Source organism: Actinomycetes bacterium (assembly GCA_036510875.1).
Taxonomy (GTDB): Bacteria; Actinomycetota; Actinomycetes; order Prado026; family Prado026; genus DATCDE01.
Genome location: DATCDE010000132.1, coordinates 1 through 14,422, shown reverse-complemented (window position 1 = coordinate 14,422; position 14,422 = coordinate 1). Strand labels below are relative to the sequence as shown.

14 protein-coding genes and 1 pseudogene are annotated in these 14,422 nt (G+C 73.8%); 5 read left to right on the top strand and 10 right to left on the bottom strand.

The annotated features are described in order from the left end of the window. The 6 genes from VIM19_07810 to VIM19_07785 all read right to left on the bottom strand — a co-directional run. A partial coding sequence (locus VIM19_07810; GenBank protein ID HEY5184792.1) for a biotin/lipoyl-binding protein occupies positions 1 to 318 on the bottom strand: 318 nt, incomplete at its 3' end. Between the two features lie 85 nt (positions 319 to 403). Beyond that, positions 404 to 1,204 (bottom strand): pyrroline-5-carboxylate reductase, encoded by an 801-nt coding sequence (gene proC, locus VIM19_07805; GenBank protein HEY5184791.1) that lies wholly within the window; start codon positions 1,202 to 1,204, stop codon positions 404 to 406. Further along, positions 1,204 to 2,133 (bottom strand): proline dehydrogenase family protein, encoded by a 930-nt coding sequence (locus tag VIM19_07800; GenBank protein HEY5184790.1) that lies wholly within the window; start codon positions 2,131 to 2,133, stop codon positions 1,204 to 1,206. Before VIM19_07800 ends, proC begins: the two co-directional genes overlap by 1 nt. Positions 2,134 to 2,186: 53 nt before the next feature. Next, positions 2,187 to 2,921, bottom strand: a complete 735-nt coding sequence (locus VIM19_07795) for an ABC transporter permease (protein HEY5184789.1) — start codon at positions 2,919 to 2,921, stop codon at positions 2,187 to 2,189. Then, a complete protein-coding gene (locus tag VIM19_07790) occupies positions 2,918 to 3,655 on the bottom strand; it encodes an ABC transporter ATP-binding protein (GenBank protein ID HEY5184788.1) in 738 nt (245 codons plus the stop codon). The genes VIM19_07795 and VIM19_07790 overlap by 4 nt, the downstream gene beginning before the upstream one ends. Positions 3,656 to 3,780: 125 nt before the next feature. Then, positions 3,781 to 4,599 (bottom strand): sugar phosphate isomerase/epimerase, encoded by an 819-nt coding sequence (locus VIM19_07785; GenBank protein HEY5184787.1) that lies wholly within the window; start codon positions 4,597 to 4,599, stop codon positions 3,781 to 3,783. A gap of 500 nt (positions 4,600 to 5,099) precedes the next feature. Between VIM19_07785 and VIM19_07780 the strand changes: the two are divergent. After that, positions 5,100 to 6,385: pseudogene (locus tag VIM19_07780) on the top strand (ArsB/NhaD family transporter). A 10-nt stretch (positions 6,386 to 6,395) separates the two neighbouring features. On the opposite strand, the gene VIM19_07775 reads toward VIM19_07780, so the two are convergent. Beyond that, complete coding sequence (locus tag VIM19_07775) at positions 6,396 to 6,917, bottom strand: helix-turn-helix domain-containing protein (protein HEY5184786.1); 522 nt, start codon at positions 6,915 to 6,917, stop codon at positions 6,396 to 6,398. 95 nt (positions 6,918 to 7,012) lie between these two features. Between VIM19_07775 and VIM19_07770 the strand changes: the two genes are divergently transcribed. Beyond that, positions 7,013 to 9,244: an MMPL family transporter gene (locus VIM19_07770; GenBank protein HEY5184785.1), complete on the top strand. Its 2,232-nt coding sequence runs from the start codon at positions 7,013 to 7,015 to the stop codon at positions 9,242 to 9,244. Here the strand turns inward: VIM19_07770 and VIM19_07765 are convergent. After that, the gene (locus tag VIM19_07765; GenBank protein HEY5184784.1) at positions 9,200 to 10,126 is read right to left on the bottom strand and encodes a Ppx/GppA phosphatase family protein; all 927 of its coding nucleotides are present in this window, start codon (positions 10,124 to 10,126) and stop codon (positions 9,200 to 9,202) included. The genes VIM19_07770 and VIM19_07765 overlap by 45 nt on opposite strands. A 41-nt stretch (positions 10,127 to 10,167) precedes the next feature. On the opposite strand from VIM19_07765, the gene VIM19_07760 reads away from it, so the two are divergent. The 3 genes from VIM19_07760 to disA all read left to right on the top strand — a co-directional run bounded on the left by VIM19_07760 (position 10,168) and on the right by disA (position 13,492). Next, complete coding sequence (locus VIM19_07760) at positions 10,168 to 10,908, top strand: hypothetical protein (protein ID HEY5184783.1); 741 nt, start codon at positions 10,168 to 10,170, stop codon at positions 10,906 to 10,908. A 65-nt stretch (positions 10,909 to 10,973) separates the two neighbouring features. Beyond that, the gene (radA, locus tag VIM19_07755) at positions 10,974 to 12,350 is read left to right on the top strand and encodes a DNA repair protein RadA (GenBank protein HEY5184782.1); all 1,377 of its coding nucleotides are present in this window, start codon (positions 10,974 to 10,976) and stop codon (positions 12,348 to 12,350) included. Between the two features lie 35 nt (positions 12,351 to 12,385). Further along, positions 12,386 to 13,492, top strand: a complete 1,107-nt coding sequence (gene disA, locus VIM19_07750) for a DNA integrity scanning diadenylate cyclase DisA (GenBank protein HEY5184781.1) — start codon at positions 12,386 to 12,388, stop codon at positions 13,490 to 13,492. Positions 13,493 to 13,500: 8 nt separating this feature from the next. Here the strand turns inward: disA and VIM19_07745 are convergent, their stop codons facing one another. Beyond that, positions 13,501 to 13,956, bottom strand: coding sequence for a chemotaxis protein CheW (locus tag VIM19_07745; GenBank protein HEY5184780.1), 456 nt, complete (start codon positions 13,954 to 13,956; stop codon positions 13,501 to 13,503). Next, on the bottom strand, positions 13,953 to 14,422 hold a 470-nt coding region (locus VIM19_07740; protein ID HEY5184779.1), incomplete at its 5' end, for a BTAD domain-containing putative transcriptional regulator. The genes VIM19_07745 and VIM19_07740, both read right to left, overlap by 4 nt.

Here is a 14,422-nt window from a genome sequence, read left to right as displayed (position 1 = left end):
GGCCGCCGCGTCGGCCTGCTGGGCCTGGGCCAGCGCGGCGGTGGCCTGCGGGCTGACCAGCCGGACCAGCACCTGGCCTGCGGTCACCTGCTGGCCGTCCTTCACCTCGATCGCGATGACCCGACCGGACGCCGGCGCGGTCACCTCGGCGGTGGCCCTGGCCACCACGTTCGCCGGAGCCTCGACCACCTCGGTGACGGTGGCCAGGCCCACGGTGGCGACCCCGATGTCCTGCTGCTGGCTCCCGCTGCACGCCGCGAGCAGCCCGGCTGCCGCAAGCGCGACCGCGGCCGTCAGGGCACGCCGGGTGATGACCACCCGGTCATCGTAGGTTTCGGCCGGTCAGGCTGCCGGGTCAGGCACCGGGGCGGTCGAGACCCGGGCTGCCGGGAGTGCCCGCCGGTCAGCCCTGCGCCAGCTCGCGAGAGCGGTCCCGGGCGGCCTCCATGGCGCGGAGGAAGGCGGCACGCACCTTGTGGTTCTCCAGCTCGCGGATCGCGGCGGCCGTCGTCCCGGCCGGTGAGGTGACGTTCTCGCGCAGCACCGTGGGGTGCTCCCCGGTCTCGCGGAGCATCTTCCCGGCACCCACCAGGGTCTGCACGACGAGCTCAGTGGCCGTCGACCGGGGCAGCCCCAGGTGCACGCCGGCCTCGATCATCGACTCGACCACGAAGAAGATGTACGCGGGGCCGCTGCCGGAGATCGCCGTGACGGCGTCCTGCTGCTTCTCGGGCACCCGGAGCACCTTGCCCACGCTGGCCAGCAGCGCCTCCGCCTCCTCCAGGTGCGCCTCGTCGCAGTGCGATCCGGGGGAGATCGCGGCCATGCCCTCGTCGACCAGCGCGGGGGTGTTCGGCATCACCCGGACGACGGGGCTGCCGGCCGGCAGCCGCTCCTCCAGGAACGCCGTCGTGATGCCGGCGGCCAGCGACACGACGAGCGCACCGGGCCGCACCTGCGGGGCGATCTCGTCCAGCAGACCGCCCATGTCCTGCGGCTTCACGACGAGGACGAGGGTGTCCGCGGCGGCGGCCGCCTGCTCGTTGGACAGCACCTCGACGCCGTACCGCTCGGCCAGCTCGGCGGCCCGTTCGGGGCGCCGCTCGGCGACGACGATGTCCTCGGCCCGGCGTCCGGCCCGCAGCAGGCCGGACAGCAGCGTCTCGCCCATGACCCCGGCGCCGAGCACCGCCACGCGGGTCATCAGGACCCCGAGACGAGCGAGCGCAGGAACAGCATGACGTTCGCCGGCTTCTCGGCCATCCGGCGGACCAGGTAGCCGTACCACTCGTCGCCGTACGGCACGTACACGCGCATCCGCTCCCCCTCGCTCGCCAGTCGGCGCTGCTCGTCCGGGCGCACGCCGTACAGCATCTGGAACTCGTAGCTGCCCTTGGCCCGGCCGTGCCGCACGGCCAGCGCCCCGGCGATCTCGACCAGGCGCGGGTCGTGGGTGGCCATCATCGGGTAGCCCGCGCCACTCATCAGGACCTGCAGGCAGCGCACGTACGACCGGTCCACCTTCGCGACAGACTGGTAGGCCACCGACTCCGGCTCCTTGTAGGCGCCCTTGCATAGCCGCACCCGGGAGCCGGCGGTGGCCAGGTCACGGCAGTCGGACTCGGTGCGCCGCAGGTACGCCTGCAGCACCGCCCCGGTACCGGGGAAGTCCTGGCGCAGCTCGGCCAGGATGCCCAGCGTCGAGTCGGTGGTGGTGTGGTCCTCCATGTCCAGGGTCACCGTGGTGCCGAAGTCCTGGGCGGCCTGGCAGATCGCCCGCGCGTTCTCCAGCGCCACCTTCTCGCCGTCCCCCGACAGCGCCTGGCCGACCGCGGACAGCTTCACGCTCACCTCGGCCCGGTCGGTGAGGCCGGCGTCGCCGAGCATCCGCAGCAGGTGCAGGTAGGCGTCCCGGGTCGCGGCCGCCTGGGCCGTCTCGGTGGTGTCCTCGCCCAGGTGGTCGAGGGTGACCAGCCGGCCGTCGGCGGCCAGCTCGCTGCTGGCCCGCACCGCGTCGTCCGCGGTCTCACCGGCGACGTAGCGGCGCACGACGTCCCTGGCGACCGGCGCGGAGATCGCCAGGTCTCGGATTTTGTCGCTCCTGGACAGGGACAGCAGGAATCGCCCGATCACGAAGGCACCTTTCTCGGCTCAGTGGTGCGCGACCGCGAGGCCGCGGCGCCAGGTTACGGCGTCCGACGCCGCAGCGTGGCCGCTCCCAGCGCCAGCGCGGCGACGATGAAACCCGCGATGACCGCCATGTCCAGCCAGGTGTGGCTGCCCACCCCGGTCTCGACGGTGAGCCGCTGCATCGCGTCGACGGCATAGCTGAGCGGCAGCACGTCGGAGACCAGCTCGAGCGGCCGAGGCAGCGTGGCCCGCGGGGCGACCAGCCCGCACAGCAGCAGCTGCGGGATGATCACCGCGGGCATGAACTGCACGGCCTGGAACTCGGTCCGGGCGAAGGCACTGACGAACAGGCCCAGTGCGGTGCCCAGCACGGCGACCAGGACGGCGACCAGCAGCACCGCCCAGATCGGGCCGGCGACGTCGAGCCCGAGCAGCCCGAATGCGATGACCGAGATGACGATGGCCTGGATCGCGGCCGCGATGCCGAACGCGAACCCGTAGCCGAGCAGGAAGTCGACACGGCTGATCGGCATGGCGAGCAGCCGCTCCAGGGTGCCACTGGTCCGCTCGCGCAGGGTGGCCACCGAGGTGACCAGGAACATGACGATGAGCGGGAACACCCCGAGCAGCGCGGCGCCCCAGTGGTCGAACACCCCGGGGTGGTCGATGAGCATCCAGGCGAGCAGCCCCATCAGCATGCTGGGGACGACGAGCAGCAGCGCGACGGTGCGGTGGTCGTGGCGCAGCTGCTGCAGCACCCGGACCGTGGTCGCCCGAAGGGCCGCGGTCATGCCGCGCCCCCACTCTCGAGCCGGTCAGCCAGGGCCAGGAATGCGGCCTCCACGGTGGGGGTGCCGGTGCGGGCCAGCAGCTCGGCCTCGGTCTCGTCGGCGACAATCTCGCCGTCCCGGACCAGCAGCAGCCGGTCGCAGCGCTGCGCCTCGTCCATGACGTGGCTGGAGACCAACAAGGTGGCGCCGGCGTCGGCGAACCGGTGGAACAGGCTCCACAGATCGCGGCGCAGCACCGGGTCGAGGCCCACCGTGGGCTCGTCGAGCACGAGCAGCTCGGGTGAGTTGAGCAGGGCCACCGCGAGCGACGAACGGGACAGCTGGCCGCCGGACAGCTCGCGGACCATCTGGTCGCGCTGGTCGGCGAGGTCGACCTGCTCGAGCACCCGGTCGACGTCCGTGCGCGGCGCCCCCAGGACGGCGGCGAAGTACCGCAGGTTCTCGGCCACCGTGAGGTCGGCGTACACCGAGGGAGCCTGGGTGACGTAGCCGATCCGGCGGCGCAGCGGTGGGCTGCCGGCGGGCAGGTCGAGCACCTCGCAGGTCCCGGTGACCATGGCCTGCACCCCGACGATGGCCCGCATCAGGGTGGACTTGCCGCCACCGCTGGGGCCGAGCAGCCCGGTGACGATGCCCCTGCGGACGTCGAAGTCGAGCCCGTGCAGCACCTCCCGGGCGCCGCGGACCACCCGCAGACCACGCACCCGTACCGCTAGGTCGTCGTCAACGCCCACGTTGATCACTCGACTCCGCCGCGGGCCGGCTGTCAAGGGCCGCTCGGCGAGGCCACATGTCAGCTTGATCACCGTCTCCGGTCAGCGACTGCCGCTGCCGGGCGCAATCTGACCGCGCGCAGTGATCATGGAGCCGGGGCGGGGGGCGGGACGGCGGACGCGAGGTTCAGCCGCGCGAAGGCCAGCGCCTCCGCGAGGTCGGCCTCGCGCTCGGCCCGGTTGGCCGCCCGTCGGGTGGACACCTCCAGCACGACGGTGCCGTCGAAGCCGGTCCTGGCCAGCCGCTCCAGCACCGGGACGCACGGCTGGCCGCCGCGGCCCGGCACCAGGTGCTCGTCCCGGTTGGACCCGGAGCCGTCGGCCAGGTGCAGGTGCGCCAGCCGGTCCCCGAGGTTCTCGGCCATGGCCAGCGCGTCCGACCCGGACACCGCGGTGTGCGACAGGTCCAAGGTGATGTGCTCGTAGTCCTCGTCGGTGGGGTCCCAGTCCGGCAGGTACGCAGCCACCTCGCGGCTGGCCGCCTTCCACGGGTACATGTTCTCCACCGCGAAGACCACGTCGGTCTCCTCCGACATCCGCCCCACGCCGGTCACGAAGCTGCGCGCGTACTCGCGCTGCCACCGAAACGGCGGGTGCACGACGACGGTGGAGGCGCCCAGCGCCTCGGCGGCCTCCTTCGACCGCACCAGCTTGGCCCACGGGTCGGTGCCCCAGACCCGCTGCGTGATCAGCAGGCAGGGTGCGTGCACGGCGAGCACGGGGACGCCGTGGTGGTCGGACAGCCGCCGGACGGCGTCGATCTCCTGGCTCACCGGGTCGAGGAACACCATGAGCTCGACCCCGTCGTAGCCCAGCCGCGCGGCCAGCTCGAAGGCCGAGGCCGTCGACTCGGGGTACGTCGACGTGGTGGACAGCGCCACCCGAGCGCGCGGGACCCGCACCACCTCGCTCACCCGTCCAGCGTAGGCGGCCCGGGTGCTCCGCCGGCCACCTAGGCTGGCCGTCGTGCGCGCGGGCCAGATCGCCGAACCGGCACCGGTCGTCCGGCTGGACGGCCCGGCGCTGGTCGCCGACGCGACCACGCACGGCGCGGTCGTCGTCGACGACACCGGCCAGCCGGTGACCCTGCTCACCGAGGCCCAGCTGATCTGGCTGTTTCCTGCCGCCCTAACTGCGTGCCGAGCCCTCGCTCGCGCACGTGGTGGACGAGGAGCACGCGGACCGGTTCGCCCAGGCACAGTCCGGCGCCACCGTGCGCACCGCGCTGCCCGAGCCGCCGCCCCCGATCCCCGCGGTGCGCGACGACGACACCCTCGCCGAGACGGCCACCGTCATGGACTCACTGCGGTCGCCGCTGGTAGCGGTGCTCGACGCCGGCGGCCACCTGATCGGCGTGGCACCGCGAGCCGGCTGCTGTCGGCCATGCTCCCCGGGTGGGCGGCTGGTGGCCGCCTGGTTGACGCTCGCGGTGTTCGTCGGCGTCTACGTGCTGCTGGGGACCGAGCGGGTGCACCGGGTGGCGGCCGCCCTCGGCGGTGCCGTCGTCGTGCTGGCGTCGGGGGTGGTCACGACCCGGGACGCCTTCTACTCGAGCAGACCGGAGTCGCCTGGGACGTCCTGGTCCTGCTGCTCTGGATGATGGTCATCGTCGGCATCCTGCGGCAGACCAGGATCTTCGAGTACCTGGCGATCTGGGCGGTGAGGCGCTCCCGCGGCAACCGGTTCCGGGTGCTCGTGCTGCTGCTGGTCTGCACCGCCGTCGCCTCGGCGTTCCTCGACAACGTGACCACGGTCGTGCTGCTCGCCCCGGTGACCCTGCTGGTCTGCGACCGGACGGGCATGCTGCCCGCCCCAGTGCTGGTCGCTGAGGTGCTGGCCTCCAACATCGGCGGCGCGGCGACCCTGATCGGCGACCCGCCCAACATCATCATTGCCAGCCGGTCCGGCCTGACCTTCAACGACTTCCTCGTGCACATGCTGCCGATCGTGGTGGTGGTGTTCGTCGTCTTCCTGGTCGCGTCCCGCTGGCTGTTCGGCCGCAGCCTGGGCGGCGGCAGCGAGGCGAGCGTGGCCGACGTGATGGCCCTGGCCGAGCGGGAGGCCATCACCGACGCCCCGCTGCTGTGGCGCAGCCTGCTGGTGCTGGCGATGGTGCTCGCCGGGTTCGTCCTGCACGGGGTGATCCACACCGAGCCGGCCATCGTGGCGCTCTCCGGTGCCGGGCTGCTGGTGCTCATCTCACGCGCCCGACCCGAGACCTACCTGGACGCGGTGGAGTGGGAGACGCTGGCGTTCTTCGCGGGCATCTTCGTCCTGGTCGGGGCGCTAGCGAAGACCGGCGTCATCGACCGCCTGGCCCAGCACGTGGCCGCGGCCACCGGGGGCAACGTCGCGGTGCCGCTGGTCGTGATGCTGGTCGCCTCGGCGGTGATCTCGGCGTTCGTCGACAACATCCCGTACGTGGCGGCGATGACGCCCGTGGTCTCCTCGCTGATCGCCGCGAACCCGGCGCTGGGCCAGGACGGCGCGCTGTGGTGGGCGCTGGCCCTCGGCGGCGACCCGGGGGGCAACGGCACCGCGGTCGGGGCCAGCGCCAACATCGTGGTCATCGGGCTGGCCCGGCAGTACGGGCACCCGATCAGCTTCGGCCAGTTCGCCCGCTCCGGCCCACCGGTGGCCGTCGGCTCGGTCGCGCTGTGCGTGCCCTACCTGCTGCTGCGCTACGCATGACGACGGGCGATCAGCGGCCGATGATCGCCTGGACCGCCTTGCGCAGCACCGGTCGGACCGTCTCGACTGGTTCGTCCAGGGTGCGCAGGACGCCGATGTGCACCGCCCCGAGCACCGCCCAGGCCTGGGCGCGATCGGCCGCGGACCCGCTGGCCGCGATCCGGTCGAGGACCCGGTCCCGCAGCGCGTGCACCTGTCCGGCATGCGGGTGGTCGACCACCGAGACGTCGTTGACCAGCACGCCGATCACTTCGCGATGCAGCAGCAGCGCCTCCAGGTAGGAGGAGGCAAACCGCCGACGTCCCGCGGCGCCGCGATCGGCCGGCTCCGCCAGCAGCGCCTGGATGTCCCGCAGCCCCGGGAGCAGCAGGGCAGCCAGCAACGTCTCCTTGGGGTGGAAGTGGTAGGCCACCGCGGTCTTGGAGACCCCGAGACGCTCGGCGATCGCCGCGAAGGAGGTGCCCTCGTAGCCGCGCTCGAGGATCAGCTCGCGCGCCGCCAGCAGGATCTGCTCCCGCCTGTCCGTCGCCATGCGGTGGCCTCCTATTGACCGGACCCGTTGCCACGCGCACAGTACTCACCGTACGGCCGTACAGGACGGTCGTTCCGCCAGTCTGAGGAGCCTTCGTGACCACCGACCCCGCCGCTGACGCCGCGCACTCCCCGCTGGGCCGGGTTGGCGAGGGCAGCTATCGGCACCGCCGGCTGGTGCTGGCCGGGTGGCTGCTCGCGCTGCTCGCCGTGCTGGCCGCCGTCGCGGTGTTCGGCCGGGCCACCACGGAGACGGTCCGGATCCCCGGCAGCGACAGCCAGGCCGCCCTTGACACCGTCGCCGCAGCCTTCCCGACGACGGCCAACCCGGCCCAGCCGGTGGTGCTGCACGTGCGCAGCGGACGGCTCACCGACCCCGCCCCGAAGGCCGGGGTCGAGCAGGCGGCCGCCCGCGTGGCCAGGGTTCCGCACGTCACCTCGGTGTCGACCCCCTACGAGCGGGGCCACCAGGGCCAGCTCAGCCCGGACGGCACCATCGGGTACCTGGCCGTGACCTTCGACGTGTCCGGCCGCCAGCTGACCCCTGCGCTGGTGCACCAGGTGCTCGACGCGGCACAGCCAGCCACCGAGGCGGGCGTCACGGTGACCCCGGGCGGAGCGCTGGCCGACGCCCTCGACCGGCCCAACACGCACCGCAGCGAGGCCCTGGGGCTCGCGGTCGCCGCGGTCGTGCTGGTGCTCACGTTCGGGTCGTGGCTGGCCGCGCTGGTGCCGCTGCTGACGGCGCTCGTCGGGGTGGCCCTCTCGCTCGGGGCGATCGGCCTGCTGGGGCACGCGATCGACACGCCATCGGTCGCGGCCACGCTCGCGACCATGATCGGGCTGGGCGTGGGCATCGACTACGCCCTGTTCGGCCTCACCCGGTACCGGCGGATGCTCGCCACCGGGGCACCGGTCCCGGACGCCGTGGCCACGATGACGGCGACGAGCGGCAAGTCCGTCCTGTTCGCCGGGAGCACGGTGGTCGTCGCGCTCGCCGGGCTGTGGCTGGCTGGACTGCCCCTCGTCGGGATCATGGGTCTGGACGCCGGGCTCGCCGTCCTTGTCGCCGTCGCGGCCGCCCTCACCCTGCTGCCCGCCGTCCTCGGCCTGGCCGGGGAACGGCTGCGCCCGCACACCCGCCGGCGGCCGGACGACGAGTCCGGCTGGGGCCGGCTGGCCGCCAAGGTGGAGCGCCGGCCCTGGCCGGTCTTCGTCGGCAGCCTGCTGCTGCTCGGCGCGTTCGCGGCCCCAACCCTGACACTCCAGCTCGGCCAGCTGGACGCCGGCTCCTCGCCGACCAGCCAGTACTCCCGACAGGCCTACGACCTGCTGGCCTCGGGGTTCGGCCCCGGCGCGAACGGGCCGCTGCTCGTCACGGTCTCCACATCTGCGCCGGTCGGATCCGCAGCGGCCGACCCGATGACGACCGTGACCCGCGACCTGGCGGCCACAGCAGGGGTTGCGGCCGTCAGCCCGGCCCAGCTCGACCCGGCCGGAACGGTGGCCCGCTGGCAGGTGACCCCGACGACGGCGCCGTCCGACCCGGCCACGGCCCGGCTGGTGACCACGCTGCGGACCCGGACACTGCCGCACGCTCTCGCCGGCACCGCAGCGGTGGCGCACGTGGGCGGCCAGACCGCAGGCACGGTGGACCTGACCGACCGCATCGCCAGCCGGCTACCGCTGGTGATCCTCGCCGTGGTCACCGCTTCCGCCCTGCTGCTGCTGCTCGCCTTCCGGGCCCCGGTCGTGTCTCTGAAGGCCGCCGCCGTCAACCTGGTCTCGATCGGCGCCGCCTACGGCGCCCTCGTCGCGGTGTTCCAGTGGGGCTGGGGCGCCGGGCTGCTCGGGCTGCCGGGGGCGGTCGCCGTGGAGAGTTACGTGCCGCTGATCCTTTTCGCCGTCCTGTTCGGCCTGTCCATGGACTACGAGGTGTTCCTCGTCTCGGCCATCCGGGAGCGGTACCTGCTCACCGGAGACAACACGGCCGCGGTCAGCGGCGGCCTCGGAGCGACCGGCCGGGTCATCAGCTCGGCGGCGCTGATCATGGTGGCCATCTTCGCCAGCTTCGTGCTCTACCCGGATCCGGTGGTCAAGATGTTCGGCGTGGGCCTGGCGGTGGCGGTGGCCGTGGACGCCACCATCGTCCGCGGTCTGCTGGTGCCCTCGACCATGGTCCTGCTCGGCCGCCGCAACTGGTGGCTGCCCGGCTGGCTGGACCGGCTGCTGCCGCACGTCGACGTGCACCCGGTGGGCGAACTGGGCAGCCTCGGCCTCGGCTCAGGCCAGGGCGTCCAGCCGGCGCAGGATCACGCCCTCACGTAGCGCCCACGGGCAGATCTCCAGCTCCTGCACGCCGAGCAGGTCCATCGCCGCGTCCGCCACCAGCGCGCCCGCGAGCAGCTGACCCGCGCGGCCGGCCGAGACCCCGGGAAGGGCGGCCCGCTCCGCCGGGGACATGGCGGACAGCTTGGGCAGCCACTCGAGCAGGTCGGCGTGCCGCAGGCAGCGCCGCACGAACGGGCCCTCCGCGGACGGCGCCGCACCGGTGATCCGGGCCAACGAGCGGAACGTCTTGGAGGTGCCGACCACGTGGTCCGGCGTCCCCGCCCTGATCACCCGGCCGAGGTCGCGGGCGAACAGCGCCCGCACGTGCTTGCGCAGCGCCTTGACCTCGGCGGACGTCGGCCGGTCGCTGCCCAGCAGGGCCCGGGTGAGCCGCCCGGCTCCGAGCGGCACCGAGTAGGCGGCGTCCGGCTCCTCCGCGCTGCCGGTGGCGACCTCGAGGGACCCGCCGCCGATGTCGAGGACCAGCAGCCGGCCGGACGACCAGCCGTACCAGCGCCGCACGGCCAGGAAGGTCAGCCGGGCCTCGTCCTCGCCGGAGAGCACGTGCAGCTCGACGCCGGTCTGGGCCCGCACGGCCCGCAGCACCTCGTCCCCGTTGGCGGCGTCCCTGACCGCGGAGGTGGCGAACGCGAGCAGGCTCTCCACGCCCTTGTCGTCGGCGACCTCGAGGGCCTCGGCGACGAACGACAGCAGCCGGTCCGCGCCGGACGTGGAGATCCGGCCGTCGTCGTCGAGCAGCTCGACCAGCCGCAGCTCGGTCTTGTGTGAGTACGCCGGCACGGGCTGGGCACCGGGGTGGGCGTCCACGACGAGCAGGTGCACGGTGTTGGAACCCACGTCGAGGACGCCGAGGCGCATACCCGGACGGTATCGCCCGGGCCACCACCTAGGCTGGCCCGGTGCCCGAAGTAGCCCTCGACTTCCCCCGCGCCTGGGTGGAGTTCCCCGACCCCGCCGACGCCGGGCAGCTGTTCCGCTGCGACCTCACCTGGCTGACCTCGCGCTGGACCTGCATCTTCGGCCAGGGCTGCGCCGGGGTGATCGCCGGCCGGCCGGACGACGGGTGCTGCACGCTCGGCGCCCACTTCTCGGACAAGAAGGACGAGAAGCGGACGCTGCGGTGGGCCAAGCGGCTCAGCCCTGCCGAGTGGCAGCACCACGGCACCAAGAAGCTGGTGGAGACCGACGAGGAGGGCGCCCGCAAGACCCGCGTGGTGGACGGCGCCTGCGTGTTCCTCAACCGGGCGGACTTCCCGAGCGGCGCCGGCTGCGCGCTGCACAACCTGGCCATCAGCGAGGGGCAGCACCCGTTGCACGCCAAGCCGGACGTGTGCTGGCAGCTGCCCATCCGGCGCAGCTACGAGCGGGTGACCCGGCCGGACGACAGCCAGCTGCTCGTGGTCTCGATCCAGGAGTACGACCGCCGCGGCTGGGGCGCCGGCGGCCACGACCTGCACTGGTACTGCTCGGGGGCCACCGAGGCGCACGTCGGCGCCGAGCCGGTGTACGTCTCCAACGCGGCCGAGCTGGAGGCGCTGATGGGCCCGCTCGGGTGCGCCGAGCTGGTCCGGCACTGCGAGGCGCACCTGGCCCGCCGGCCCACGGTGGCCGCCCACCCGGCCGACCCGGACCTCGTCTAGCCGCCCGACTGGCTGCTCGTCGCGGCTCCCCGGCCGTGTCGGTCCGGGCCCGTACGCTCCTGGGCATGGCCAAGACGTCGGCGGCAGCGCCCCGCCCCACCTACCGCTGCGCCGAGTGCGGCTGGACGGCGACCAAGTGGGTCGGGCGCTGTGGCGAGTGCCAGGCGTGGGGCACCCTCGAGGAGGTCGGTGCGGTCCGGCTGCACCAGGTGGCCGCCGGACCGGTGAGCGCGCCGGCCCGGCCGATCGCCGAGATCGACGTCGAGTCGGCGCGGACCCGCTCCACCGGGGTCGGCGAGCTGGACCGGGTGCTCGGCGGGGGGCTCGTCCCCGGCGCCGTGGTGCTGCTGGCCGGCGAGCCCGGGGTGGGCAAGTCCACCCTGCTGCTCGAGGTGGCCGCCACCCACGCCCGCCAGCACGGCGCCCGGGTGCTGTACCTGACCGGCGAGGAGTCGGCCGCCCAGGTGCGGCTGCGGGCCGAGCGGATCGGGGCGCTCGACGAGCGGCTGCTGCTCGCGGCCGAGACCGACCTGGCCGCCGTGCTCGGCCACCTGGACACCGTGCGGCCGGACCTCCTGGTCCTGGACTCCGTGCAGACCGTGGCCAGCGCGGAGGTCGACGGCAGCGCCGGCGGGGTCACCCAGGTGCGCTCGGTCGCGGCCGCGCTGACCCGGGTGGCCAAGGAGCGCTCGATGGCCACCGTGCTCGTCGGCCACGTGACCAAGGACGGCTCGATCGCCGGCCCCCGGGTGCTCGAGCACCTGGTCGACGTCGTGCTGCACTTCGAGGGCGAGCGGACCTCGCGGCTGCGAATGGTCCGGGCCGTGAAGAACCGCTACGGCCCCTCCGACGAGGTGGGCTGCTTCGACCTGCAGGAGGGCGGCATCGAGGGCCTGCCGGATCCCAGCGGGCTGTTCCTGTCCCGCCGGCCCGAGCCGGTGCCCGGCACCTGTGTGACCGTCACCCTCGAGGGTCGCCGGCCGATGGTCGCCGAGGTCCAGGCGCTGGTGGCCACCTCCCAGCTGGCCACGCCGCGGCGGGCGACCTCCGGCCTGGACTCGGCCCGGCTGGCCATGGTGCTCGCCGTCCTCGAGCGGCGGGGCGGTGTCCAGGTGGGCCGGTCCGACGTCTACGCGTCCACGGTGGGCGGGGTACGGCTGACCGACCCGGCCGCCGACTTTGCGCTAGCCCTCGCCGTCGCGGGCGCCGCGGCGGACCGGCCGCTGCCGACCGACGTCGTGGCCGTGGGGGAGATCGGGCTGTCCGGCGACCTCCGGCCGGTCACCGACGTCCGGCGTCGGCTGGCCGAGGCGGCCCGGCTGGGTTTCCGCCGGGCCCTGGTGCCGGCCGACCCCGGACCGGTGCCGGACGGCGTGTCGGTGGTGGAGGTCAGCGACCTCCGGACCGCACTCGAGACCCTGTTCGGCCGGGGCCACGGCTAGACTCGCAGCGATCTTCAGTCGGCAGAGAGGGATCCGTGAGCGCGGTCGAGCGTGACAGGACGGGGGAACGGGCGGACACCCTCCTCCGGCAGACCCTGGCGACCGTGGCCCCCGGGACCCCCCTGCGGGACGCGCTCGAGCGCATCCTGCGCGGCCGGACCGGCGCGCTCATCGTGCTCGGCTACGACAAGACCGTCGAGTCGCTGTGCAGCGGGGGCTTCGAGCTGGACGTGACGTTCTCCGCCACCGGCCTCCGTGAGCTGGCCAAGATGGACGGCGGGGTGGTCATGGACCGCGACGCCACCCGGATCCTGCGGGCGAACGTGCACCTGGTGCCGGACCCGTCCATCCCCACCGAGGAGTCCGGCACCCGGCACCGCACCGCGGAGCGGGTGGCCAAGCAGACCGGCTACCCGGTCATCTCGGTCAGCCAGTCCATGCAGATCATCGCCTTGTACCTGGGCGGCCGCCGGCACGTGCTCGAGGACTCCGGCGCGATCCTGTCCCGGGCCAACCAGGCGCTGGCCACCCTGGAGCGCTACAAGATGCGCCTGGACGAGGTCTCCGGGACCCTGTCCGCGCTGGAGATCGAGGACCTCGTCACGGTGCGCGACGTCGTGGCGGTGGCCCAGCGGCTGGAGATGGTGCGCCGCATCGCCGGCGAGATCGAGGGCTACGTCGTCGAGCTGGGCTCGGACGGCCGGCTGCTCGCCCTGCAGCTCGACGAGCTGATAGCGGGCGTGGAGGACGAGCGCACCCTGGTCGCCCGCGACTACATCCCGGCCGGCGGTGGCCGGCGGCAGCGCAACGTCGAGCAGGTGCTCGCCGACCTCGACTCGCTGACCTCGGTGGAGATGCTGGACCTCCAGGTGGTGGCGCGGGCCCTCGGGCACGGCGGCGCCAACGAGACGCTCGACACGGCGATCGCCCCGCGCGGGCATCGGCTGTTGGCCCGGGTGCCGAGACTGCCGGCCAGCGTGGTGGACCGGCTGGTCGAGCACTTCGGCACCCTGCAGAAGCTGCTGTCGGCCAGCATCGACGACCTGCAGGCCGTCGAGGGCGTGGGTGAGAACAGGGCCCGGACCGTGCGCGAGGGCCTGTCCCGGCTGGCCGAGTCGTCGATCCTCGAGCGGTACGTCTGACCTCGAGGTCAGCGCCGCGCGGCCGACGCGGGGCCGGCCGGTGAGCCGAGCCCGGCGAGGACGTACAGGTCGACTAGGAACACCGCCCGCTGCTCGTCGTCCGCCGTCCGCAGCACCTCCAGGACGTACCCCGGCAACCCGCTGGCCGGCGGCTCGGCCGTACCGGTGAGCGCCTCCGGGTCCACCACGGCCAGCACCTTGTCGACGGCGAGGCCGATCGAGCCGTGCACCCCGTCGGTCACTCCGTCGATCAGGACGAGCACGTCACCGAGCGCCCCCGGGTCGGCCGGCGAGCGCAGGTCGACGACCGGCAGCGGCTGCCCGCGCAGCTCGAGCAGGCCAGTGACCGGGGCGCGGACCCCGCGCAGCTGCTCGATCCCGGTCGCCCGGACGACCTCCCGGACCTGGTCGAGCGAGGCGGCCAGCTCACGCCCGTCCATCGAGAAGGTGACGTACCCGCTCACGCGCCCCTCCGGATTCCCTCGCGCCCACCACCGGTGTCATCGGCCAGCCGGCGGCACAACTGCACCAGCTCGTCCACACGGCGCCCGTCCAGGATCCGCCTGGCCCGCTCGGCCGGTACCTGCGGCAAGGTCATGGCCGCGGCCCGGTAGGACGCCGACGCGGCGGCCCGCTTCCCGCTGCCGGACAGCGCCACGGCCAGCAGGAAGTGCGCGTCCCCGGCCATCGGGTCGAGGTAGACGGCGCGCTGCAGCGGCCCCGCAGCGGCGACCGGGTCGGCCCGGTTGAGCCTGGCCTGCCCCAGCAGCGTGTACGCGGCCACCTGCACGGCGTCCGGGACACCCGGCTGGGCGACCAGCTCGGACGAACGCAGCGCGGCCCCCTCGTAGTCGCCGGCGTCGAAGGCTGTACGGGCCGCCGCCAACGCGTCCAGTGACCGGCTCGCGGCCGGTCGCATCGGGCCGGTCG